Origin of the sequence: Lysinibacillus sp. FSL K6-0102, from assembly GCF_038003545.1 — a bacterium.
In the GTDB taxonomy this organism is placed as follows: domain Bacteria; phylum Bacillota; class Bacilli; order Bacillales_A; family Planococcaceae; genus Lysinibacillus; species Lysinibacillus capsici.
The window spans coordinates 4,752,136-4,777,415 of record NZ_JBBOPH010000001.1 but is presented as its reverse complement, the minus strand read 5'-3'; the positions used below and the strand labels follow the sequence as shown (position 1 = coordinate 4,777,415).

22 protein-coding genes and 1 riboswitch are annotated in these 25,280 nt (G+C 37.4%); of the genes, 19 read left to right on the top strand and 3 right to left on the bottom strand.

Features of this window, described 5'->3' with window-relative positions; genetic code table 11:
* The first annotated feature begins 3 nt into the window (after positions 1–3).
* Both dnaB and NYE73_RS24290 read left to right on the top strand, forming a co-directional pair.
* The gene (gene dnaB, locus NYE73_RS24295; protein ID WP_004233370.1) at positions 4–1,365 is read left to right on the top strand and encodes a replicative DNA helicase; all 1,362 of its coding nucleotides are present in this window, start codon (positions 4–6) and stop codon (positions 1,363–1,365) included.
* Between the two features lie 244 nt (positions 1,366–1,609).
* On the top strand, positions 1,610–2,899 hold the full coding sequence (locus NYE73_RS24290; protein ID WP_004233375.1) for an adenylosuccinate synthase: 1,290 nt from the start codon (positions 1,610–1,612) through the stop codon (positions 2,897–2,899).
* 44 nt (positions 2,900–2,943) lie between these two features.
* On the opposite strand, the gene NYE73_RS24285 is transcribed toward NYE73_RS24290, so the two are convergent.
* Positions 2,944–3,807, bottom strand: a complete 864-nt coding sequence (locus NYE73_RS24285; protein WP_181574674.1) for a YitT family protein — start codon at positions 3,805–3,807, stop codon at positions 2,944–2,946.
* A gap of 377 nt (positions 3,808–4,184) precedes the next feature.
* On the opposite strand from NYE73_RS24285, the gene NYE73_RS24280 reads away from it, so the two are divergent.
* The 12 genes from NYE73_RS24280 to NYE73_RS24225 all read left to right on the top strand — a co-directional run bounded on the left by NYE73_RS24280 (position 4,185) and on the right by NYE73_RS24225 (position 16,275).
* Positions 4,185–5,645 carry a peptidoglycan DD-metalloendopeptidase family protein gene (locus tag NYE73_RS24280; RefSeq protein ID WP_066038354.1) on the top strand — a complete coding sequence of 487 codons (1,461 nt, stop codon included), beginning with the start codon at positions 4,185–4,187 and terminating at the stop codon, positions 5,643–5,645.
* A 214-nt stretch (positions 5,646–5,859) separates the two neighbouring features.
* The gene (gene yycF, locus NYE73_RS24275; protein ID WP_036077923.1) at positions 5,860–6,573 is read left to right on the top strand and encodes a response regulator YycF; all 714 of its coding nucleotides are present in this window, start codon (positions 5,860–5,862) and stop codon (positions 6,571–6,573) included.
* Between the two features lie 5 nt (positions 6,574–6,578).
* Positions 6,579–8,444 carry a cell wall metabolism sensor histidine kinase WalK gene (gene walK, locus NYE73_RS24270; protein WP_048395245.1) on the top strand — a complete coding sequence of 622 codons (1,866 nt, stop codon included), beginning with the start codon at positions 6,579–6,581 and terminating at the stop codon, positions 8,442–8,444.
* Complete coding sequence (locus NYE73_RS24265; RefSeq protein ID WP_048395247.1) at positions 8,441–9,766, top strand: YycH family regulatory protein; 1,326 nt, start codon at positions 8,441–8,443, stop codon at positions 9,764–9,766. The genes walK and NYE73_RS24265 overlap by 4 nt, the downstream gene beginning before the upstream one ends.
* Positions 9,753–10,577, top strand: coding sequence for a two-component system regulatory protein YycI (locus NYE73_RS24260; RefSeq protein ID WP_048395249.1), 825 nt, complete (start codon positions 9,753–9,755; stop codon positions 10,575–10,577). Before NYE73_RS24265 ends, NYE73_RS24260 begins: the two co-directional genes overlap by 14 nt.
* Entirely contained in the window at positions 10,577–11,365 is a 789-nt protein-coding gene (locus tag NYE73_RS24255; protein ID WP_048395252.1) for an MBL fold metallo-hydrolase, read from the top strand. The genes NYE73_RS24260 and NYE73_RS24255 overlap by 1 nt, the downstream gene beginning before the upstream one ends.
* Before the next feature lie 166 nt (positions 11,366–11,531).
* The gene (locus NYE73_RS24250; RefSeq protein ID WP_048395254.1) at positions 11,532–12,827 is read left to right on the top strand and encodes a S1C family serine protease; all 1,296 of its coding nucleotides are present in this window, start codon (positions 11,532–11,534) and stop codon (positions 12,825–12,827) included.
* 245 nt (positions 12,828–13,072) lie between these two features.
* The gene (locus NYE73_RS24245; protein WP_004233391.1) at positions 13,073–13,237 is read left to right on the top strand and encodes a CxxH/CxxC protein; all 165 of its coding nucleotides are present in this window, start codon (positions 13,073–13,075) and stop codon (positions 13,235–13,237) included.
* A 90-nt stretch (positions 13,238–13,327) separates the two neighbouring features.
* Positions 13,328–13,807, top strand: a complete 480-nt coding sequence (gene rlmH, locus NYE73_RS24240; protein WP_259951253.1) for a 23S rRNA (pseudouridine(1915)-N(3))-methyltransferase RlmH — start codon at positions 13,328–13,330, stop codon at positions 13,805–13,807.
* Between the two features lie 232 nt (positions 13,808–14,039).
* Positions 14,040–14,822, top strand: a complete 783-nt coding sequence (locus tag NYE73_RS24235; protein ID WP_259951254.1) for a transporter substrate-binding domain-containing protein — start codon at positions 14,040–14,042, stop codon at positions 14,820–14,822.
* A gap of 31 nt (positions 14,823–14,853) precedes the next feature.
* Positions 14,854–15,519: an amino acid ABC transporter permease gene (locus NYE73_RS24230; protein ID WP_004233396.1), complete on the top strand. Its 666-nt coding sequence runs from the start codon at positions 14,854–14,856 to the stop codon at positions 15,517–15,519.
* A gap of 27 nt (positions 15,520–15,546) precedes the next feature.
* A complete protein-coding gene (locus tag NYE73_RS24225; RefSeq protein WP_175400796.1) occupies positions 15,547–16,275 on the top strand; it encodes an amino acid ABC transporter ATP-binding protein in 729 nt (242 codons plus the stop codon).
* 199 nt (positions 16,276–16,474) lie between these two features.
* On the opposite strand, the gene NYE73_RS24220 is transcribed toward NYE73_RS24225, so the two are convergent.
* Positions 16,475–20,230: a S8 family serine peptidase gene (locus NYE73_RS24220; RefSeq protein ID WP_340815768.1), complete on the bottom strand. Its 3,756-nt coding sequence runs from the start codon at positions 20,228–20,230 to the stop codon at positions 16,475–16,477.
* A gap of 309 nt (positions 20,231–20,539) precedes the next feature.
* A riboswitch (PreQ1 riboswitch) is annotated at positions 20,540–20,586 on the top strand.
* A gap of 125 nt (positions 20,587–20,711) precedes the next feature.
* Here NYE73_RS24220 and queF point away from each other — a divergent pair.
* The 5 genes from queF to NYE73_RS24195 all read left to right on the top strand — a co-directional run bounded on the left by queF (position 20,712) and on the right by NYE73_RS24195 (position 23,752).
* The gene (queF, locus tag NYE73_RS24215; RefSeq protein WP_259950943.1) at positions 20,712–21,212 is read left to right on the top strand and encodes a preQ(1) synthase; all 501 of its coding nucleotides are present in this window, start codon (positions 20,712–20,714) and stop codon (positions 21,210–21,212) included.
* Between the two features lie 104 nt (positions 21,213–21,316).
* The gene (gene queC, locus NYE73_RS24210; protein ID WP_054548829.1) at positions 21,317–21,976 is read left to right on the top strand and encodes a 7-cyano-7-deazaguanine synthase QueC; all 660 of its coding nucleotides are present in this window, start codon (positions 21,317–21,319) and stop codon (positions 21,974–21,976) included.
* 3 nt (positions 21,977–21,979) lie between these two features.
* The gene (queD, locus tag NYE73_RS24205) at positions 21,980–22,450 is read left to right on the top strand and encodes a 6-carboxytetrahydropterin synthase QueD (protein WP_048395264.1); all 471 of its coding nucleotides are present in this window, start codon (positions 21,980–21,982) and stop codon (positions 22,448–22,450) included.
* Positions 22,443–23,171 (top strand): 7-carboxy-7-deazaguanine synthase QueE, encoded by a 729-nt coding sequence (gene queE, locus NYE73_RS24200; protein ID WP_259950944.1) that lies wholly within the window; start codon positions 22,443–22,445, stop codon positions 23,169–23,171. Before queD ends, queE begins: the two co-directional genes overlap by 8 nt.
* 41 nt (positions 23,172–23,212) lie before the next feature.
* Positions 23,213–23,752 (top strand): VUT family protein, encoded by a 540-nt coding sequence (locus tag NYE73_RS24195; RefSeq protein WP_054548832.1) that lies wholly within the window; start codon positions 23,213–23,215, stop codon positions 23,750–23,752.
* A gap of 110 nt (positions 23,753–23,862) precedes the next feature.
* Here NYE73_RS24195 and NYE73_RS24190 read toward each other — a convergent pair whose 3' ends face one another.
* A complete protein-coding gene (locus NYE73_RS24190; RefSeq protein WP_259950945.1) occupies positions 23,863–25,053 on the bottom strand; it encodes an MFS transporter in 1,191 nt (396 codons plus the stop codon).
* Between the last annotated feature and the right edge of the window lie 227 nt (positions 25,054–25,280).

Below are 25,280 nucleotides of genomic sequence, written 5' to 3'. Positions count from 1 at the left end.
TCCATGAGTGAACCGATGATGGACCGCGTTCCACCGCATAACCGGGAGGCGGAGCAATCGGTTATCGGTGCTATCTTCCTTGAGCCACAGGCATTAATAACAGCATCAGAAATTTTATTGGCAGATGATTTTTATTTAAATGCCCATAAGAAAATTTTCGAAACGATGTTGCGCTTGAGTGATCAAGGAAAAGCGATAGATGTTGTAACAGTTACAGAAGAATTATCAGCTAAAAAAGAGATTGAGGACGTTGGCGGGCTTTCTTATTTACTAGAGCTCGCCAATGCTGTCCCTACAGCTGCCAATGTCGCTCATTATGCCAAAATCGTTGAGGAAAAGGCCCTCTTACGTCGATTGATTCGAGTGGCTACGAAAATTGTCGAGGACGGCTATACACGTGAAGACGAAGTAGAGGCATTATTAGGCGAGGCAGAGAAGAAAATGATGGAGGTTGCCAATCGAAAGAATGCAGGTGACTTTAAGCATGTTAAAGATGTGCTAGTGGAAACTTTCGATAATATTGAGCAACTGCAATCACAAAAGGGAGAAGTAACGGGTATCCCGACTGGCTTTCGTGATTTAGATAACATTACTGCAGGCTTTCAACGCAACGATTTAATCATTGTTGCTGCTCGTCCATCTGTAGGGAAAACAGCCTTTGCATTGAATGTTGCGCAAAGTGTTGCTGTACAAGCTCGTGAAAATGTTGCAATCTTTTCTTTAGAGATGGGTGCAGAGCAACTGGTCATGCGTATGCTTTGTGCAGAAGGAAATATAGATGCACAAGTTTTACGTACAGGTGCTTTAACTACAGAAGATTGGGGTAAACTAACTATGGCAATGGGTAGTTTATCGAATTCAGGGATTTTTATTGATGATACTCCAGGTGTACGTATCAATGAAATCCGTGCAAAATGTCGTCGTTTAGCTCAGGAGAATGGACTAGGAATGATCTTAATTGATTATTTACAGTTGATTCAGGGGAGCGGCAAGCCAGGAGAAAACCGTCAGCAAGAGGTATCAGAGATTTCCCGTTCCTTAAAGGGATTAGCCCGTGAATTAAAGGTACCTGTTATTGCGTTATCACAGTTATCTCGTGGTGTTGAGCAACGACAAGATAAACGGCCAATGATGAGTGACTTACGTGAATCGGGAAGTATTGAGCAAGATGCTGATATTGTTGCGTTTTTATACCGTGATGATTATTACGATAAAGAATCTGAGAATAAAAATATGATCGAAATTATCATTGCGAAACAACGTAATGGTCCAACAGGAACTGTTACATTGGCCTTTAAAAAAGAATTCAATAAATTCATTAATGTGGATTGGTCACAAATGCCACCTCCACCGCCACGTGATTAGTCAAGTTACTCGTCATTCAGATAAGTTGCCTATTAGTAATGAAATATTACCCTTAGAATAAATTAATCTGAATGTTCGATAATATTCATACCATTCTGTTATTAAACACGAACGTTGAATCAGATTTTTTGATTTTATGTTCGTGTTTTTTCGCTATTTTTTATTGACGAGTTGTTTCTATCATTGTTACAATAATTGAGGCTTGAAAATTGAGATACAAAGGTATCTAACGGAGGTGCTGATTATGACATCAGTAGTAGTTGTAGGAACACAGTGGGGAGACGAAGGAAAAGGTAAAATTACGGATTTTCTTTCGCACAAAGCCGATGCCATCGCTCGTTTTGCCGGTGGAGATAATGCAGGACATACCATTAAAATTGATGGTGAAACTTATAAATTACATTTAATTCCATCAGGGATCTTCTATAAAGATAAAACTTCAGTAATTGGTAATGGATTAGTTGTGAATCCAAAATCATTAGTAACAGAGCTTAAAGGTTTACAAGAGCGTGGTATTAATACAGATAATCTACGTATTTCTAATCGTGCACATGTGATTTTGCCTTATCATATTAAACAAGATATTGCAGATGAAGAAAGTCGTGGAGACAATAAAATCGGCACAACTTGTAAAGGTATTGGACCTTGTTATCAAGATAAAGTAGCACGTATTGGGATCCGTATGGCTGACTTACTTGATAAGGAAATCTTTGAGGAAAAACTACGTCATAATTTAGCCATTAAAAATAAGTTATTTGAGAAATTCTATGAAGTTGAAGGCGTAACATTCGAAGAAATTTTCGAGGAATACTATGGTTACGGACAAGAAATTGCTAAGTATGTTACGGACACGTCTAAAATTTTGAACGATGTCCTTGATGAGGGCGGTAAAGTGCTATTCGAAGGTGCACAAGGAATTTTACTTGATGTCGATCAAGGTACGTATCCATATGTAACATCTTCAAATCCTGTTGCTGGGGGAGTAGCGATTGGTGCAGGTGTTGGGCCATCACGCGTAACAAGCGTTATTGGTGTATCTAAGGCCTATACATCTCGAGTAGGAGATGGGCCATTCCCAACGGAGTTGTTCGATGAAGTAGGTCAACAAATTCGTGAGGTTGGTCGCGAATATGGTACAACAACAGGTCGTCCACGTCGTGTAGGCTGGTTCGACACAGTCGTTGTTCGTCACTCACGCCGTGTAAGTGGCATTACTCATCTTGCTCTTAACTCTATCGATGTTTTATCGGGCTTAGAAACAGTAAAAATTTGTACAGCCTATAACTATAAAGGTGAAACAATCACAGAGTATCCAGCAAACCTTCATATTATTGAACAATGTGAGCCGATTTATGAGGAGCTTCCAGGCTGGTCTGAGGATGTAACAAGCTGCAGAACTTTAGAAGAGCTACCTGAAAATGCACGCCGCTATGTGGAGCGTATCAGCGAACTAACGGGCATTCAAATTGCTACTTTCTCTGTTGGACCTGCACGTGAGCAAACAAACGTGTTAGTGGACGTTTGGGAAGCATAATAAAATAAAATGAAAAGGGCGTGCCAAATGCGGCATGCCCTTTTTTAGTGAATATCTTTCTTCTTAAAGCGACCACCTTTTACCTCGGCGATATTACCGATGGCTAGAAAAGCATTGTCATCTATTTCAGCGACGATTGTTTTCAATTTAGATTCTTCTAAACGAGTAATAACGGTAAATATGACTTTCTTGTCATTCCCCGTATAAGCTCCCTCTCCGTGAAGGAAAGTAACGCCACGACCAAGTCGATCCATAATCGTTTGTCCAATTTCATCAATGTCATCACTTATGATATAAACCGATTTAGATTCTTCCAATCCTTGAATAACAATATCAATCATTTTATAGGCAATATAGTATGCAATGATGGAGTACATGGCTTGCTCCCAATTAAAAATAAATCCTGCCACCGTAAAAATAATGATATTGAAGAACATGATGATTTCACCAACTGAAAAAGGTGTTTTGCTATTAGCTAAAATAGCTAATATTTCAGTTCCATCCAATGAACCTCCATAACGAATGACAATTCCGACACCAACTCCTAAAATCATTCCTCCAAAGACTGTTGCCAATAATGTGTCTTCCGTAAATGGATGGATATTATGTAAGGCGAGTGTTGAAAATGAGAGTACGGTAATACCTAGACCTGTGGACAATGCAAAGGTTTTACCAATTTGTTTATAGCCTAAAAAAATAAAAGGTAAGTTTAAAATGAAGATGAAAATACCAAGGGGTAATTTTAATAAATGAGATGTGATAATGGAAACACCTACGATGCCACCATCCATAATGTGGTTGGGTACTAAAAACAGTTCCAAGCCCAATGCCATTATAATCGCGCCTAGCGAAACCATAATAATTCTTGCAAAAACTTTACGTATGCTATTTTTCTGAGGTCTCAACATTTTTGTTGTGATCTCAGAGGTTTGTGAATCACTCAATTTAATCGCTCCAATCAAATAGTGTACCTTCTATATATATTTTATCGGAATATTAAAAAAGTAAAAAGTATTAAGTCAAAATTCACTTGAAAAAATTTGAGAATAGTATACCGATGATAGTTAAATTGAATTTTAAGAACCAATATATGAATAAAATTACAGTATTTATAAACTATATAAAATATATTCTATGTAACAATAAGTAGATAAATAATACATTTACATTACAAAAGAGTGAAATCGTTCAAACGTCATTTTCTTTATGGTACATTATAGGGGTGCAAAAAATCCTTGTGGGTAAATCATCCTACAGTAGGGTAAAGTTGGAAGGGGCTTTATTGATGAATTCGTTTTGGAAAAGAAAAGAAGAAAACAATAGATTCACCTACAATTTTTCTTCTTTTAAAAAGGCTTCAATCATTGTAGTTTTAATGACAAGCCTAACGATTAACATGGGATTTGCTAAGGAATATAACAAAGAAAACTTAAATAAAATTTACCACGTATATGTGGGGAATGAATATATTGGTGCAGTATCTGATGAGAAAGCAATTCAAGAAATAATTGCATCAAAAGAAAAAGTGGCAAGTCAGCAATTCAAAGGTTTATCCATTGATGCTAGCTCAGCTGTTAAAATAATCCCAGAACAAGTATTTACAAATGAAACAAAAGATGCAGAAACATTATCAAAACTTAAGCAATCTTTAGTGGCCAAATCAGATGCCTTTACATTATTAGTAAATCACAAACCAGTAGTATCACTAAAGAATACGGAAGCTTATGAGAAAACTGTTCAAATGTTAAAGCTACAATATGTTTCTCAGCAAGAATTAGATAACTTATCAAAACGCCAAGCTAGCAATAATCTACCAGAATTAAAAGATGGTGAGTCTAGACTTCTAAATGTTTCCTTTAAACAAGGAGTTTCAGGGTTATCACAAAAAGTGACACCCACTGATATATTATCACCTGAGCAAGCCGTGAAGTTTTTAATGACAGGCTATCTTGAGCAAGAAACATATAAAATTGAATCAGGAGACGTGTTAGGGTCAGTTGCTAAAAAACATAATTTAACAACAAGTGAACTACTAGCTCTAAATCCGGATATCACAGTAGATACAGTTTTACAAATTGGACAAGAATTAAATGTTACTGTAGCAAAGCCATTTGTGACACTTGAAGTAAAAAAGGAAAAGAAAGTTGCAGAAGTCATTCCGTTTAAAAAAGTAATTGAAGAAGATCCTACAATGTATAAAGGTGAAAAGGTCATCAAGCAAGAAGGTGTTAATGGAAAAAAAGAAACAACTTATGCATTAACATCTGAAAATGGTACACAGACATCAAAAGTTGCCTTAGAGGAAAAAATACTTCAACAACCAGTAGATGAAATTGAAGTAGTTGGTACAAAGGTTATTTCTTCACGTGGAACTGGAGAATTTGCATGGCCAGCAGTCGGGGGCTATATTTCAAGTGGTATGGGTGAACGTTGGGGAGCCTTCCATCGTGGTATTGATATCGCTCGACCAAGTAATTATAATATCTTAGCTGCTGATAATGGTGTAGTTGTTGCTGCTGGCACTTCTGGCACCTATGGTAATCGTATTGTTATTAATCACAATAATGGTTTTACAACACTTTATGGACATTTATCTTCAATTAATGTTGAAGTCGGACAAGTAGTGGAAAAAGGTTCTGTGATTGGTATTATGGGTTCCACTGGAAATTCGACAGGTACACATTTGCACTTTGAAGTTGAAAAGAACGGTTCATTAGAAAATCCGTTATCTTATGTAGGCCGATAAAACATGTTGAATAGAAGGCAGTCCGAATAATGGACTGTCTTTTTCTATTATTTCCCGAGAAATAATTGTTGAATTACATCGCTTTTTGTCACAGTATTAGAGGGATTGAATATCGATTAATGCATAGAATCCGAAAGCATGATAGAGTTAAGAGTAGTGAATTTACAAATACACATTGTTTAAGAATAGATAAGAAGCGAAAGGGAGAGTATGTATGAATAAAACAATTTTAGTTGTTGATGATGAGAAACCAATCGCAGATATTTTGCAATTTAATTTAATAAAAGAAGGCTATAAAGTTATTTGTGCTTATGATGGTGATGAGGCATTAAAGAAAGTAGAGGAAGAGCAACCAGATTTAATGCTTTTAGATATTATGCTGCCAAAGCGTGATGGGATGGAAGTTTGTAGAGAAGTACGTAAAAAATATGATTTTCCGATTATTATGCTAACAGCTAAAGGCTCTGAAATTGATAAAGTATTAGGATTAGAGATGGGTGCAGATGATTATGTCACAAAGCCATTTAGTACAAGAGAGCTGATTGCACGTGTAAAGGCCAATATGCGCCGTTTACAAGTAGTCGCTCCAGCAGCAGAAGAGGCTGAGGAGGAGTCGAATGAGATTGTCGTAGGTTCGCTTGTTATTCAACCAGATGCTTATTTAGTAATGAAGCGTGATGAAGCAATTGAATTGACACATCGAGAATTTGAGTTACTTCATTATTTAGGGAAACATATTGGACAAGTAATGACACGGGAGCACCTCCTACAAACAGTATGGGGCTATGATTACTTTGGTGATGTACGAACTGTTGATGTAACAATTCGCCGTTTACGTGAAAAAATTGAGGATAATCCTAGTCATCCCGCTTGGATTGTCACACGACGTGGTGTAGGTTATTATTTACGAAATCCTGAACAGGAGTAATAGGAATGCAGAAAGTGAGCTTCTTTAAATCCATTCATGTCAAACTAGTGCTGATTTATATTTTATTAATATTGCTTGCTTTACAAATTATCGGTATCTATTTCGCTCGTGAATTAGAAAGAAATTTGAAGAGCAACTTCCAAGATTCCATTTTTCAGCGAGTTGACTTGATGCAATATAGTCTTCGTGAGGAAATTTTAAAGGAACGCGATGAAAGCATGCCTAAACTAGAGGAGAGCCTAAAGTCAATTGTTATGGAGTTTTCTACTGGTTTAAGGGATGTTTCAAATGGTGATATTTTAGAAATTCGTGTCATTGACGATAGACAAAGAATACTTGCAACATCTGAGCTTGAAAATCAGAATTTAATAGGTCAGCGCTCTAATACTGATCTTGTACGTCGAGCGATATCTGCCGAAACACTGTTTGATATTATTAAGCTGGACAATAAGACGAGAAATCGTGTGTGGGTTTTAGCGAATCCCATTCGTGCGGGTGCAGGACCAGATGATGAAATCATTGGTGTACTCTATATTGAAGCCAATATTGAATCAGTTTTTGAACAAATGAATGATATTAATCAGATTTTCCTTGGTGGTACGGCAATGTCCTTGGTCATTACCATCTTCTTAGGTATTCTTGTGGCAAGAACGATTACACAGCCTATTGCTGATATGCGAAAGCAGGCTCAGGCAATGGCGAAGGGGAACTATTCTCGAAAGGTACGTGTATATGGTACAGATGAAATCGGCCAGCTAGCCATTACCTTTAATCATCTAACCAACCGTTTGCAGGAAGCACAATCGACCACAGAAGCTGAACGTCGAAAGCTAGATTCAGTTCTGAGTAATATGACAGATGGTGTAATTGCAACAGATCGTAAGGGACGTATTATTCTCATCAATGACCCTGCATTGGAATTACTGCATATTTCAAGGGATATTACATTAGGGCGTCCTATCGCCTCTGTATTGGGGATTGATCAGGAATATAGTTTTGAAGACTTAATTCATATGAATGATGCCGTGAATTTAAACTTCAGTACAGCAGATGCTCCCTATATACTTCGTGCTAATTTCTCTGTTATTCAAAAAGAAACAGGCTTTATTAATGGTCTGATTACTGTTTTGCACGATATAACAGAGCAAGAAAAGATTGAAATGGATCGTCGAGAATTCGTATCGAATGTATCACATGAGTTAAGAACGCCATTAACAACAATGCGTAGTTATTTAGAGGCACTTGCAGATGGTGCATGGAAAGATGAAAATATTGCTCCTACGTTTTTAAATGTGACACAAACCGAAACAGAGCGTATGATTCGTCTAGTAAATGATTTACTGCAGTTATCAAGAATGGATAGTTCAGATTACGAGTTGAATAAAGATATTGTCTTATTTAATTCATTCTTTAACCGCATTATAGACCGATTTGAAATGTCTAAGTCTGACAAGGTACATTTTGAACGATTATTCCCTGAAACCTCCTTTTATGTAGAAATTGATACGGATAAAATCACACAAGTTATTGATAATATCATTTCCAATGCTATTAAATATTCTCCAGATGGTGGCAATATTCGCTTTGGCTTTACGGGACAGGATGACATGTTGAAAGTCATGATTTCAGATGATGGCATGGGCATTCCTAAAGAAAATGTTGGCCGTATTTTTGATCGCTTCTATCGTGTGGATCGTGCACGCGCTCGTTCTATGGGAGGAACAGGCTTGGGACTAGCTATTGCGCGGGAAATGATTGAAGCACACGGCGGTAAGATTTGGGCTGAAAGTGAAGAAGGACAGGGTACAACAATTTTCTTCACATTACCATATGATGCAGATGAATTTGGTGAGGCAGGTGAGTGGGAATGAAATATATAGAGCCAGTTAAATCTGTTGTATTATTTCTACTTGTTATGCTGAGTGTGATTTTAACTTTTTTAATTTGGACCTATACACCTGATTATAAATATATTGAAAAAACAGAGGGCGAGGAAATTTTAATTAAGCCTCAAAAGGATATGGAGGATATTATTCGACCATACAAGGCTATTTTCCGATCTGAAGAAGAGTTTACAGGCACAGTTTCTAATGCAGCTATGAAAGACATGATGAAAGTATTTAAAGGCTGGAATGTTTTAGATTTGGTGTCTGTAAACAATAATCTTTCTGCAAACTATGTGAATCAAATTATTGGCGCAGATCATCGAATGACAATATTTTTTACAGGAGAGATTCCTTTTTCAGCTTTTAACACAACCTTTCAGTTCACTGATAAGGAATTACCAGAAACAACGTTCAATCGTATGATTATAGATTGGAGTAATTACAATAGTAAAGAATTGATGTTGTATTACATTAGTGGTAATAACCAATCATTATTCCGCTCACATGTCAGTGTGCCAAACATGAATCAATTTATACAGGAAGTCATAGAGCCTGCCAAAAAATATGAGGTTTTTAAAGAAGTAGAAAGAGAAGGCTATACATCTCTTTATTTGGCGAACAGTAATATTGAATCTGTAAAATATACGTATTTTATTGAGGATATTACGCCAGAACTATTTAAAAATGTATTATTCCCAGATCCAAATATTGTGCAGCGGAATGTGGAAAGTGCATCCTCTGAAAAATATACAGATGGTATGTCGTTAATGACCTTAGAAACAAATCTTAAATCATTAAACTATGTTTATCCTGCTGCAGAAAGTAGTATTAGAGTCGAGCCATCCAAGCTTTTAAAGGATAGCTTTGAATTTATTAATGAGCATGGAGGATTTACCGCAGATTTCCGCTATGCTTCATCCAATACCAATAAAAATCAAATAGATTATCAAATGTATTTGCAAGGTTTCCCTGTCTATAGCAATCATGTCATTACACGAATGACAACGATTTGGGGAGATAGTCGAATTTTCCATTATAAGCGTCCATACTTCTCATTGGATATGGATATATCATTGGAGAAAGAAATCAAAGAGTTAGCATCAGGTGCGGAGATCGCAGAGAGATTAAAAAGCGCTAACAGTATTCCTCTGTCTGATATCGATGAAATCGTCTTAGGCTATTATTTAACACAAAATCAAGAACAGAATATATTTATATTTGAACCTTGTTGGTTTGTTATTCGTAATGGTACATGGACTAAACTGACTCCTGAAGTATTAGGAGGTGTTAAAAATGGATTGGAATAGAACAAAATCTATTTTTATATTCGTTTTTTTAATACTGAACATCTTCTTGTATTCACTTTATGTCAATCGCTATAATGAAGCAAAAGATATTGAGGTACCAGGTGAAAGAACAATAGAAGCTCGTTTAAAGGATGATAATATTACGTACGGCACATTACCAAATAATATTGAATCTGCTTCGTATATGACAGCTCAAGTGCATAAATTCACACCAGCCGAATTTAATAATAGTAACCAGCAAGTTAAATTTAAGGATGATAATAATACAAAGGCTCGTGTTATTTTTATGAGGCCTGTTAAATTACGTAATGTAAGTGATGACGCAAGCTTTACAGATTTTGTCCTAGCAAACATCATTGAAGGTGCATCTTATGCTTTATGGAAAATAGACCGCGAAGAACGAGTCGCAATTTTTTTCCAAAAGACAAACAATCGAATGTTCTATTATAGTGGTTCATTAAAAATAAAATGGAATGCTAATAACGAAGTAACAATGTATGAGCAAACAATGATTGATAATATTGAAGAAATGGAACAGCAGGAAACAGTTATTCCTCCACTTCAAATTATTCAAACTTTGTATGCAAAGGGACCGCTCAAGCCAGATTCTCGCATTACACAAATGAAACTAGGTTACTCAACGCTTGTTAAATTGACACGTACTCAGGTATTGGTGCCAACATGGGAAGTTCAAGTGAAATTATCTGATGGGACAAAAGAAGAGTACTTTGTGAATGCAGTAGAAGGTAAAGTCATCGAAATCCAGGAGGACAAGCAAGAGAGCGAAGAAGAAGACTGGGGAGTTGAATAATGCGATTTAGTGTTTTAGCAAGTGGCAGTACAGGGAATTCGATTTATGTAGAGAATGACGATCATGCTTTTATCGTTGATGCGGGTCTTAGTGGGAAAAAGATGGAGCAGTTATTTACAAAAATCGACCGTAATATGAAGCAGCTCAGTGGTATCTTTGTTACACATGAGCATAGTGATCATATTAAAGGAATTGGTGTACTGGCACGGAAATATAATGTACCAATTTACGCAAACGCCAAAACGTGGCAGGCAATGGATGGGCTTATTGGGGACATTCCTGTAGAGCAACGTTTTGAATTTGAAATGGATACAGTGAAGCATTTTGGTTCTTTAGCTGTTGAATCCTTTGCTGTTTCACACGATGCAGCAGATCCAATGTTCTATACTTTTCATGAAAATGATCGCAAGCTTGTTATTATTACAGATACAGGCTATGTCAGTGATCGTATGAAAGGAATTATTCGAGGCGCTGATTCTTTTGTCTTTGAAAGTAATCATGATGTCAATATGCTACAAATGGGACGCTATCCTTGGTCTATTAAACGTCGTATTTTAAGTGATGTAGGACATGTGTCTAATGAGGATGCAGCAATTGCAATGAGTGAGGTTGTATTTGATAAGACGACCAATATTTATCTTTCACATTTAAGTAAAGATAATAATATGAAAGAGCTAGCACGTATGAGTGTCGCACAAACCTTACAATCTTGTGGCATCCTTGTTGGTGAGCATGTTCATCTATTTGATACGGATGCAGAAGAACCAACAAAATTGGTGACGGTTTAATCATAGGCTATTTAGATAAAATTTGAAGCTGTTCAACGCATAAAAAAATGCATTGAGCAGCTTTTTTTATGCCTATTTTATTTGTTTTTCATCTGATTTTAATGTTTGAATCGTAAGATTAGGGTAACAACTAATTAGATAGCACTCAAAGGAAAGGATGACGAACATGAGCTATTTCCAAGATGATGATAAAAACAGTGATTTCCTTAAAAATGATGAAGTACCGAAATCACCTCTTCAAGAAAGACTAGAGCGCGAGGAGCAAGAAATGCAGACTAAGCGCATGAAAAAGAAAGGTGGAGGAGGTAAAGGCGGCTATTTCTTTAGTGGTCTGGTCGGTGTCATTATAGGTGCTTTACTTGTGTGGCTTATGCTACCGGGACTTGTCAATCAAATGCCTGGAACAACAACAAGTAATACAGGAAAAAATAACACAACAATTAATCAGGTAGCTACAGAAGTAACGACAGATGTGACAACTGCAGTTGATAAAGCCTCACAAGCAGTTGTTGGTATCACAAATATTCAAGAAGTCACAAGCGGAGGTTTTTGGAGCCCACCATCAACGACAACAAAAGAAGCAGGAAGCGGTTCAGGTGTCGTTTATAAAATTGAAGGTGACAAAGCCTTTATCATCACAAATAACCATGTTATTGAAGGGGCAAAGCAGTTAGAGGTCACAATGCCAGACGGAACAAAAGAACCTGCACAATTAGTGGGTCACGATGTTTGGACGGACCTTGCAGTTATTTCTATTAACTCTAAAAATGTTAAAACAGTTGCGACATTCGGGAATTCGGATGTATTAAAACAAGGTGAAACAGTGATTGCCATTGGTAACCCACTTGGTTTAGACTTCTATGGTTCTGTGACAACTGGTGTTGTTTCAGGTAAAGACCGTTCTGTACCAGTAGACTTAAATGGTGATGGCACAGAAGATTGGCAACAAGAAGTATTGCAAACAGATGCTGCGATTAACCCAGGGAATAGTGGTGGAGCACTTGTAAACTTAGCTGGAGAATTAGTAGGAATTAACTCCATGAAAATTGCTGAATCCTCAGTTGAAGGTTTAGGCTTCTCCATTCCAATTAATTCAGCTATTCCAATTATTGAGGAATTAGAGAAAAATGGAGAAATGAAACGTCCAACAATGGGAGTTTCACTTGCAGATTTAACAGATGTGCCATCATTCTATCAGCAACAAACATTAAAATTACCTGCAGAGGTGACAACAGGCGTTGTTGTAACAGATGTCATGAATAACTCACCAGCCTCAAAAGCAGGAGTTCAACAATACGATGTTATTGTAGAGATGGATGGTCAAAAAATCGAAACAACTATAGATTTACGTAAACATTTATATAATGACAAAAAAATTGGTGATAAGCTAACATTAAAAGTGTACCGTCAAGGTAAATTAGTCGAGCTATCACTAACATTAACAAACGGTAATACATTGTAAAGAAGATGAAAAGCGATGGAGATCTAATCAATCTCCATCGCTTTTTTTATGAGGATGGAGAAAATACTTTTATGAAATATTGTGGATAACTAGAAAATTGTGAATACTAATTCCGCACAGTAAATCGGGAGTAAAAGGCACTTCTTCCATACATGCTATTACTTTGTTACAATAGATTGTGGATAACATAGACTGATTTGTGAATAAGTTTGTGGAAATTTCGGAAAATAAGGAGACATCAAAAAATGGAAAAGTACAGCTGTGAAAGCCATATAGATCACGCTTTAGACATGTTTGTAGCAGAGCAAAAAGTGTTCCCAATTATGGATAAAATCGAAGAGGATAAAAAGTTATCCACAAAGTGTAGCTACTGTGAACAGGCAGCAGAATATATTGTATCAAGTAAATAACTTTACACAATATATAGAGAGTGCTTGTGGATATGTTGATAACTTTTGTGGATAATTTGTTTGTAAATGAATTGTAAAGGTGGATAACGTGTGAATATAACGATTGTATCAGTCGGCAAGCTAAAAGAAAAGTACTTAAAAATGGGGATCGATGAGTACGTAAAACGTCTTGGCGGCTATGCAAAAATGGATTTGGTTGAAGTGCCAGACGAAAAGGCTCCTGAACAACTAAGTGAAGCTGAAATGGATATCGTCAAGAAAAAAGAGGGCGAACGCATCCTGGCTAAAATTAGCCCAGATGCTTACGTCATTGCCTTAGCCATCAACGGCAAAATGAAAACCTCCGAACAAATGGCTGCCGATATGGAATCCCTCATGACCTACGGCAAAAGCAAAATCGCCTTCGTCATCGGCGGCTCCCTTGGCCTACACGAAGACGTCATAAAACGAGCCGACGAACAGCAGTCTTTTGGTAAGATGACACTTCCCCACCAGCTCATGAAGCTCGTACTAGTCGAGCAGATTTACCGTAGTTTTAGGATTATGAAGGGTGAACCGTATCATAAGTAAGTACGTTTTTCTTAGTTCTATACATCTAAAAAGCTAGATTTTTAGAGGAAAGAGAATACCTGAAAGATAATTATATAATGCGAAATTTGTAGAAAAAGTATCAGGCACTATTAAAAGTGCCTGATACTTTTTTGTTTTATTGGGAGTGGATTGGGTATTAACTATCATAAGCAAGTTATATAGCAAGAAAGGATTGTAGGAATAATCGAAAGAGAAAGGAGTTATAGCCAACATGTTGTTGAGTAAAAAGTTTTTATTGGTCTTAAGTACAATCGTAGCCTGCATGTTGTCTGGTTGTGGAGAGAAGCAGAAGCTTGAAGATGGATCTGAACTGATCAATAAAAATCAATTTGTTTTTGCTACTTCTGGTGAATTTAAGCCATTTAGTTATATAAATGACGATCTTACAATGTCGGGCTTTGATATTGAGGTTGGTGAAGCGATTGCAAAGGAAATGGGCCTTGAGCCGGTTCAGAAACGAATCAAGTTCAAAGGGATTGTTGAAGGGGTGAAAACGGGAAGAGCGGATGCAGCCGTTGCAAGTCACACGATTAACCCGCAGCGGAGTAAACATGTTTCTTTCTCTACCCCCTATTATTATTCAGGACCGAAAATTTTCACCAGACCGGATAGTAAAATTAGGACTGTTGAAGATTTAGAGGGAAAGGAAGTAGCTGTTGCAAAAGGATCAACATATGCCGATACAGCTTCCAAGTATACAGACAACATCAAAACATATGACAGCGATATTACGGCATTAAAGGCATTAAGCAGTGGGCGTCATGATGCAGTAATTACAGATTTTGTTACAGGAAAAACTGCTGAAAAGGAAGGTTTTAAGATTAAAGGACAACAATTAATTAATCGCAGTGAACAAGCGATTGTGTTGCCTCAGGATAATCCAAAGCTATTGAAGCGAGTAAATGAATCTTTGGAACAACTTCGGGAAAATGGAACATTGACTCAAATCAGTATCAAATATTTTGGTGAGGACATTACCAAAAAATCAGAATAAACCAATGCTATAAAAGAAAGGAAGTAGTACTTTGCCAAGTTTTTCGCATTTTTTTCAAATACTAATGGAAACAAAAGGTGTATTCTTTAAAGCTATGCTTTTAACATTAGAGCTGACGGTGGTTTCTATCTTACTGGGAATCATCATCGGACTAGTCTTTGCTTTATTAAAAATTTCTAATATAAAAATTTTAGAACTTATTTCAGATATATATGTCTATTTGGTTCGAGGAACACCACTGATTGTTCAAATATTTATCCTCTACTTCGGAATTAGCGGGATTTTCCTTCTTCCTGATTTTTGGGCTGCTTCCCTTGCTCTAGCGCTACATAATGGAGCTTATATTTCTGAAATCCTTCGGGGAGCAATTCAGTCAGTCGATAATGGCCAATTTGAAGCAGGACGCTCTTTGGGAATGACAAAGACACTGACATTAAGAAGGATTATTCTCCCACAGGCATTCCGTAGAGCATTGCCGCCTTTAGGCAATCAATTTATCATAAGTTTAAAAGATTCATCGTTAGCCGCATTTATCTCCATGAATGAGCTATTTAATGTGGCGACAACACTTGGGTCGAATAATTTCGATGAAATGACCTACTTACTCATTGTAGCAGTCTACTATTTATTGCTGGTAGCGTTGATGACATTTGTAGTGAACCGAACTGAATTAAAATTAGCAGTAAGCGACAGATAGGAGCTGAAAAAATTGGACACTAAGGAAATGATTAAAATAAGTCAATTGAATAAATCGTTTGGAGACTTACATGTATTGAAAAATATCGACATGACAGTCTACGAGAGCGATGTTGTCTGTCTAATAGGATCGAGTGGGTCAGGGAAAAGCACCCTCCTTCGCTGCTTGAACTTTTTAGAAAGAAAAGATAATGGCAATATTATAATTGAGGGAAACGAAGTCAATCCACGGACAGATGATCTTAACAAGATTAGAGAAAAGGTTGGGATGGTGTTTCAAAATTTCAACTTATTCCCACATAAAACGGTTTTAGAAAATATTATTGAAGCACCTGTTATGGTAAAGGGTGTAGACAAAGAAAAAGCTATCATCAAAGCAAAACAATTACTGAAAAAAGTAGGTTTGGAGGATAAGTCGGATGTCTATCCTAGTAAACTATCAGGGGGGCAAAAGCAACGGGTGGCGATTGCTAGAGCACTTGCGATGGAACCAGACATTATGCTTTTTGATGAGCCAACATCGGCACTCGATCCTGAGCTTGTGGGAGAGGTTTTAACAACCATGAAAGATTTGGCTGAAGAAGGAATGACTATGGTTGTTGTAACCCATGAAATGGGATTCGCAAAAGAGGTAGCTGATTGGATTGTCTATATGCATGATGGGAGAATTATTGAACGCGGCACACCTGAACAATTTTTCAATTATCCAAAAGAGGAGAGAACACGAGAATTTTTAACTGCAACAATGCTTAAATAAAACTAAAAGGTTCTGAACGGTAATGTTAGGATCTCTTATGGTTTTACATTAAATATTCGATTACTAGATAAAGCATGTACAGAAAAACTGCACATAGACTCGTTACAGCCAACCTTATCATGAGTAAGTGAAATTTAAATAGCAAAAGGAGAAATTGCAAAGCGCAATTTCTCTTTTTGCTGGAACTGTACTTATTTAATTATAACTCAACTTCGGTAACTTCATTATTACCATTGCCGTTGCCGTTGCCGTTGCCGTTGCCGTTGCCGTTGCCGTTGCTGTTGCCGTTGCCGTTGCCGTTGCCGTTGCCGTTGCCGTTGCCATTACCGTTGCCGTTACCATTGCCCGGCTTTTCAACCAATACATCAAATGTTAATGTGTGGTCACCATACGTTGCTGTAATTGTCGTAGTACCTTGACCTTTACCTTTTACAGCCCCTGCTTTTACAGTAGCTATTTTATCATTTGCTACTTCGTAGGTTGCAAGAGTAGTAACATCTTTTTCTGTTGTTCTACCCTCAAAAGTAGTTACTTCAGTAATCTTAACCATAACCTCTTTACCTATTCTAGTTTCAACCTGAGCTTGGTCAATTTCTAGTGTTACGATTGGTGTTTCTACAACAGGTGCTTTTACTGTAACATTTACTGTAACTTCATGATCACCATATGAAATAGTAATCGTAGTCGTGCCCTCACCTACAGCAGTTACTAATCCATTTGCTATTGTTGCAACATTTTCATCTCCCACAACATAAGTTGCTTTTGAAGTTACATCTTCCTCTGTTGCTTCACCTTCTGGAGGAGTAGATGTCTCTGTTACCGTAAGTTGTGCAGATTCCCCAGCTGTTAGGTCTAGCTCAGTTGGATTGACAGAAAGTGTTACTTTTGGTTCAACTACATCTTTTTCAAATATTAGTGCTTCACCAACATTCCCTGCAGCGTCTTCAATTTTTACTGATACAGCATTAGTTTCTGTTGTTACTGGGAATGTGAAGCTACCGTCTTGATTTAATTCAAAAGGAACAGGCGCTTGTATTTCGCCATTCACAGTCGCAATATAGGAAGCTTTTAATTTATCATTTAAATTGTAGTTTAAACCATATAAATATAACTCTTCATTGTAGTCGATATACTTATCTGTTACCTTTCCTGTAGCGACACCTTCAGCTACTGAACCAGTAATTTCTGGTTTAGTCGTTTTCACGATAATTGGTCCAACATAATCGGAAACTACCCCTGATGCCGCAAGACCAGTAAAGTCAATAGTATAGAGACCATCTGGAATTGCTGTGGCAGGTTCTGTTCCCCATGGTTTGTATTGCCCAGCGATATTCAGCGTATAAGAGCCTTTTCCTAGCGCAGTACCTGCATGTAGATAACCGATGTAGCCATCACCATATTCTCCACCTTGAGGATTCATAATATCCCATAGCTCGATATAGTTAGTTGTTACATCGCCAGTTAATGTAAATGAAAGTACAGCTGAATCTTTCACGCCATCTCCATTAAAGGAGAGGTCTGTTTCTGTAATCTTTAAATCTTTAATTTCAGTTACTGCCTCACTTCCAAAGTCAGCTGCGAATGGCAATGAAATTTCTGTAGCACCACCGCTGATGTGAATATACCCCAGTATTTCCGAGCCGTTTGGAGCTGTAGCTTGTGAAGCCGTTAATGTAAGATTTAACACTTGCTCACCAACTAGATTAAATGTTGGCTGGTCGACTGTAACAGTTGCATCACCAAATGATTTTGTCACATCAATTGATACATTATAATTACCGCCGTTCCCCTTTATATCTTTTACTAAAACTTGTTTCGTTACGGAAATATTCTGGTCTTTAAGTGATTGTGGACCAAAAGTAACTGTCCCTTTTAAGTTTTCTGAAACAGCTCCTGTTCCATCTAAAATTGCACTATCCAATGCATAGGCAAGAATTTCTGGATGTGCAGCAGCATAAGCATTTACACGACCTGCACCTTGAGAGAACACATCGTATTTTGTTTTATCTAAAACCTTTGCTGTATTAGAAAGCGCCACTTTTATGTCGAACGCATTCCAATCAGGATTTGCTTGTTTAAGTAATGCAACAATACCTGTAATATGCGGTGTTGCCATAGAAGTTCCTGTTTTACGATCATATGCCTCTGCATAATCTGCATTAGGGAAGTCCTTTTTATACATTGGAATCGTTGACATAATGTTTGTTCCAGGTGCACTTACATCTGGTTTAATATCAAAGTTTGGCGTAGATGGGCCACGGGAACTTGAATCGTTTACTTCATCTCCCAGTGTCTTTGTGGAAGTAAATTGACTAAAGCTAACTTTTCCAGTTCCACCGGCTAATGCAGCACGAATTGCATTGCCATCCGTTTGGGACATATCAAATGTTGGTAGAAAAGCAAAAGAATCACCCAGGAATGTACCTGAAATATTAGGTGCATTTGTTCCACCAGCAAAGTTATGAATAATTGTGGCGACTGCTCCATTTGCCTTTGCATTCGCAATTTTATCAACAAATGCGATACTGCCACGAGAGATTAATGCCACTTTACCTTCTACATCGATTCCCTCATAGTCTTTTACTTCTCCGTTTCCAGGAATAGCAACTAGGTCAAATTCTCCTTGAAGCTGTGTTGCTAAATCCCTTCCAAAAGTTGTTCCCATTAATGGGAGCTGTTTTGTTAAGTTGTAGTCACCAACTGTAACATTCACTTCACCGCTATACATTGTTTCTGGATTTGTTGTGTTACCCACAGCAATTCCTAAACGAGCGGTTGCAGGCGTGCCCATTGTTCCTCGATTTGGGCCGGAGTTCCCTGTTGCAATTACTCCGATTGTTCCAGCCATCATTGCATTATTAATAGCAAATGAACCAGCGTCCGTTTCAGAGTTAGCCCCCCCACCAAGAGAAAGGTTGATTATGTCCATTTTTTCTGTTACAGCCGTTTCAATTGCTTTAACAATACCAGATGTAGCCCCACTTCCATATGCACCAAGAACACGGTAAGCATAAAGGTCTACTTTTGGAGCAATTCCTTTAATGCCGAAATTGTTAGCCCCAATTGCTGCAATAGTTCCAGCAACATGAGTACCGTGAGAAGTATAGAACGAGCTTCCCTTTTCATTAAATTCGGGTGTTCCAGCAGGACGCTCAGAAGGCAAGGTTTCCGATGCATCGTCATCTGCCCGAGGCTTTGTGTAAGTTGATGAATTTGGAATGAAGTTTTTCCCACCCTTGTAAATTCCGGCGAACTCAGGGTGATCTGTGTCAATACCAGTATCTAATACTGCTACCTTTATACCTTGTCCTTCAATTCCTTCATTCCAAAGCTGTTCGATGCCGAGGAAAGAAATACTTGTATTCATTTGAGCCTCTAATTGATCTTCCTTAATCAGTTCTGATGATTTCATTGTATTATCTTCAGATGCGTAAACAATTGCATCAGGTTCAATTAATGTTATTCCTTCTATTGAAAGCAGCTTTGGGAGATCATTTGCTTTCACAGTTGCTGCAAAACCGTTTAAAACAGTATCAAATGTGTAGCCTTGAGTCATTTGAACATTTTTAGTAGCTAATTCTTTCTTAACTTGTGCTTGTTGAGATTTTACATTTGATCGAACTTCATTTGCTCGCGCATTAGAGAACTTTTGGCCTTTCAATTGGCTCATTCCTTGCTCTAGTGCCACAGGCTTTTCAGATAAATGTACGATGACTGCAACTTCTTGATTGCCTGATACATTTTGTAAGCTTTCGTGAAGAGTTGGACCATCTTTAGACAAGCTTAGCTGTTCAGCGATAGCCGCCTTTAATTGAAGTATACTTTCACTTTGGCTATCCTGCTTGAATGGCTTCGAATCTTCAGCATTAGCACTCGATAATGGAACCAATAGAAAAAGCACCATAACGAAAGCTATCATACTACTTAAAAACTTCGTAAACTTAAACTTTTTCAAATCTCATTTCTCCCTCCGCTCTTAATTATCACACTTTTCAGCTTAGTGTGATATTTCCAATTTATCACAGGTGAGATAATTCGAATATCGGAATATTGAAAAATCTCAAAATATTGATAATTAGTATTACTTTGTCAAAAATGGATTAATTCTATTTTCCTAGTAATTTAATAAAAAAGTAGAACTTTCAAATGAGTATTGACTTACAGTGATTCATACTTTTTATCATTTAAGAGTTTTATAAAAAATCCATTTGACGTCCTGTATTATTTTTTGTACGATATTGAAGAAAAGAATGCCCGGACTAGAACGGGAGAGGTTCATAGCTGATACCCTCTATAAAAAACTATGGAAACATGACAATATGCCATGTCCATATCGGACGTGGCTTTTTTTATCTGTTTACTTATGTTTTAAATAGAATGATTGGTGATGCCTCTCTTGAAAAGTGTTGGGAAACATTTTACAAGGAGGTTTTTTTATGTCTGGCAGAAGTCATGAAGAAGGATTAAAGGATTTGACCCTATTAGGTAATCAAGGTACAAAGTATTCCTATGATTATGCACCTGAGGTATTAGAGGCAGTGGATAATCTTCATGCTAATCGAGATTATTTTGTTAAGTTTAATTGCCCAGAGTTTACTAGTTTATGTCCGCTTACAAATCAGCCGGATTTTGCAACGATGTACATTTCATATATCCCAGATAAAAAAATTGTTGAAAGTAAATCTCTAAAGTTGTATTTATTCAGTTTTAGAAATCACGGCGATTTCCATGAAGATTGCGTGAATATCATTATGAATGATTTAATTGCATTACTTGATCCAAGATATATAGAGGTTTGGGGGAAATTTACTCCACGTGGGGGTATCTCGATTGATCCATGGTGTAACTATGGGAAGCCAGGAACTAAATACGAAGAAATCTGCAATTATCGTTTAATGAACCACGATCTTAACCCAGAAAAAATTGATAATCGATAAATGAAGCAAGACAGAGGTTTTTAGCTACCCTCTTAAAAAAACTAAGAAGAAAGCAGCACTTTTTCTTAGAGTGCTGTTTTTTCGATATAAGGGAGTCTTTATAGATGAAAAAGGAAAAAGCAATTGTAGTATTTAGTGGAGGTCAGGACAGTACAACTTGTTTGTTCTGGGCAAAAGAACGCTTTGAAGAGATTGAGGCAGTAACTTTCGATTATGGTCAAAGGCACCGTCTTGAAATTGACTGTGCGAAGGTGATAACAGAGGAGCTTGGTATCAAGCATCACATACTTGATATGTCTCTCCTGAATCAACTTGCTCCGAATGCATTGACACGACAAGACATAAAGGTGAAGGACGGAGAAAATGGTGAGCTCCCATCGACTTTTGTGCCTGGCCGCAATCTCCTTTTTCTTTCATTTGCGGGCGTTTTAGCGAGCCAAGTAGGGGCAAAGCATATTGTAACAGGTGTTTGTGAAACTGATTTTAGTGGATATCCGGATTGCCGAGATGTCTTTATTAAATCCTTAAATGTAACGTTAAATTTATCGATGGATGATTCCTTTGTGATTGATACACCCTTGATGTGGCTGAATAAGGCACAAACATGGGAATTAGCTGATCAGCTTGGGGCACTTGAGTTTGTACGACAAAGAACGTTGACTTGCTATAACGGTGTCATAGCAGATGGATGTGGTGAATGCCCAGCATGTAAATTGCGAAATAAAGGGCTTGATGAGTATTTAAGTTATAGGAAGGAGTCTTAAGGCATGTCAGATTTTAAAATCGTTGAGAGACTCCAGAGAATTGATGTGGATATTCAAAGAAATCAATTGAAATACCATGCAAAGCGTGTTCTTATAAGCAAAGAATTTACCTTCGATGCTGCTCATCATCTACATCATTATGAAGGGAAATGTAAAAATCTACACGGGCATACCTATCGAGCTATATTAGGACTGAGTGGCTACACTGATGAACGTGGTTTGATGATCGATTTCGGCGATATAAAAGAAATATGGAAACAAAAAATAGAGATTCATTTGGATCACCGTTATTTAAATGAAACGCTTCCACTCATGAATACGACGGCAGAGAATATTGTTGTTTGGATTTACGAAAAGTTGACTGAGGCCTTGCGTGATGAAGGATATAACGGTGTACGTGTAGAGTTTATCAGGCTTTACGAGACTCCAACAAGCTATGCAGAAGCTAGAAGGGAGTGGATGGAAGTTGAGTAAAGTACCTGTTATCGAGATTTTTGGGCCAACGATTCAAGGAGAGGGTATGGTCGTTGGCCAGAAGACAATGTTTGTAAGAACTGCGGGCTGCGATTATTCCTGTTCTTGGTGCGATTCATCGTTTACATGGGATGGCAGTGGAAAGCACCTTATTGTCCAAATGACAGCGGAAGAGATTTGGTCTGAGTTGAAACGTTTAGGGGGCAATGGTTTTTCATTTGTCACAATTTCAGGCGGCAATCCTGCACTCAATCCGAATTTAGCAGAGCTTATTGCCATTTTAAAAGAAAATGACATAAAAATCGGGGTAGAAACACAGGGGAGTAGGTGGCAAAAGTGGATGTATGAGATTGATGAACTGACAATTTCACCAAAGCCACCTAGTTCTGGAATGACCACAGACTACTCGGTGCTCTCTTATATCTTCGAAAAACTTAAAGATCGGAACAGCAATCACCATGTATCCCTCAAAATAGTCGTTTTTAATCAAGAGGATTACGATTATGCTAAACAAATTCACCATCGATATCCCATGATTCCTTTTTATCTTCAAGTCGGTAATGATGATCTCACGGCAACTGATAATTCACAATTAATGATGAATTTATTGGATAAATATCGTGCACTGATTGATAGAGTAATGAAGGATAAGGATTTAAGAGATGTTAAAGTACTGCCACAGTTACATGCCCTTGTGTGGGGAAATAAAAGAGGCGTGTAGGGTGCTCTTACAAAAATTAAATTTACTTGAGGAGTAATAGTTTGAGAATATTATTTTATTTATTATCTATTGTTATTGCTAATGTGGTAACGGCAGCATTTGCACCTTTCCATTTTGGTATGTTTATTGTCCCAATGGGAACGCTTTTAATTGGGGCAACCTTTATTTTTCGGGATCTAGTACAAAATAAATATGGTAGAAAAAAGACGTATTTATTTATTATTACAGCTTTAATTTTATCAGCTGTGGTGTCATTCCTACTAGGTGATACACTTTTAATTGTGGTAGCCTCAGCACTATCATTTGTTGTCGCTGAAACGGCTGATACTGAAATTTATACTCGATTAAAATTACCAATGGCTTGGCGTGTGTTCTACAGTGGTATTGTTGGAGGATTTCTAGATTCTGCAATTTTCGTAGTAATCGGCTTAAGTCCACTTGGTGCCAATATATTGCCGTGGGAAGCGGTACCTGCCGCCATTTTGGGGCAAATTATTGTGAAGACGATTATACAAATGATTGGTGCAATTATTTTAAATAAAGTTGGGCCAATGAAAGAAAAATATATTATTCCAGAATAATTATTCCTTGTTATGAAGATCACAAGTAAGCTTTTTAAAAACAGGCCCATTCGCTTTATTCGAATGGGTCTGTTTGATTTATATTCTTTCTAATGTACCTCTTGCATTTTTTATGCTGTTTTCTTTTGTTTAAGGTCTAAATGATAACTAAAGAAAGTTAGTAGACTTGCACCGACGGCAACTATACCACCGACCCATGTGACATTCATCAAATTTCCTTGATGATATACAATGCCGCCTAATGCAGACCCAAAAGCGATGCCTACGTTACTTGCCACTGGCATAAGAGAAGCAGCGAGTCCTTTAGCATCTGGTTTATAAATTTCGGCCAAATCTATTAAATAAAGTTGAGTAGATGTTGTTAAGAGGATGGCCATAAGTGACATTAGTCCGATGTTCGCTAATCCTAAAATAAAATGGTTTGTTGTCCAAAATAAGCTTGTCAATACAATAGCTTGTGCGAGAAAGACAAACCGAAGTCGGCCGATGGCATTGTGAGTGGCAATTTTACCGGCAAGAATGTTGCTGAAAATTGAAAGAAAGCCGTAGCCGAATAAGATTAAACTTATAGAATTATTTGGTGCACCCATTCCCTTTAAAATAGGAACAAGGTACGTAAAGACTGCATAGGTTGCACCAAAACCGAGAGCAGGAATGAAAAAGGCAATTAAAATTCGAGGCTGAATCATTAAAGAAAATTGATCCCGTATTGAGCTTCGTACTTGGCTGAGTCGAGTAGGTAAGACGAAAAAAGATGCCGCAAACGCCAACCCTCCGAGAAGAGTGGTTAACATAAAAGTGGCATTCCAGCCGTACCATTCAGCGATTACAATTCCAATGGGTACTCCAACTACATTGGCCAGTGTAAAACCACCGAAAACAAATGATATAGCAAGGCCGCGTTTATTAATCGGCATGGTTTCGCTTGCAACAATCATGGCTAGAGAGATCAATACACCTGTTACAATCGCGGTCATAACCCGAAGTATAAGGAGCATAATATAGCTCGTTGAAATTACACACAGAGCATTTAAGGCAATGAAGGAACCTATCAAAAACAACATCCATTTACGCTTTGGAAAATGGCTTGTTGCTGACATCACGAGTGGTGTAGCGATGGCAAATGTGATAGCGAACGCAGAAACGAGTGTGCCTGCTTTTGCATTTGTCATATGAAGGCTTGAAGAAATATCAGTTAAGATCCCGACAATAACAAATTCGCTTGTCCCAAGAACAAATGTTAATAATGCAAGTGTTAAGATAAGTAACCAATGTCGCTTGGATAACTGTGTATGATGCATAAATACCTCTTTCTTTGAAGAATGTAACAGTGCTACTTAGTAGACACACAATTTAAACATCATATCATAAAATGCATTTATGAGAAATTAGATTGGTTTTCTGTAAATATCAGTGTTTGTTTCCGGTTATTTTCCTCTAAAGAAGGATTTTGTAAATATTACTCGAATTTTTTAATTGGAAGATTAACTTTACAATTTTATCAATTTGATATCTATACATAATAAGG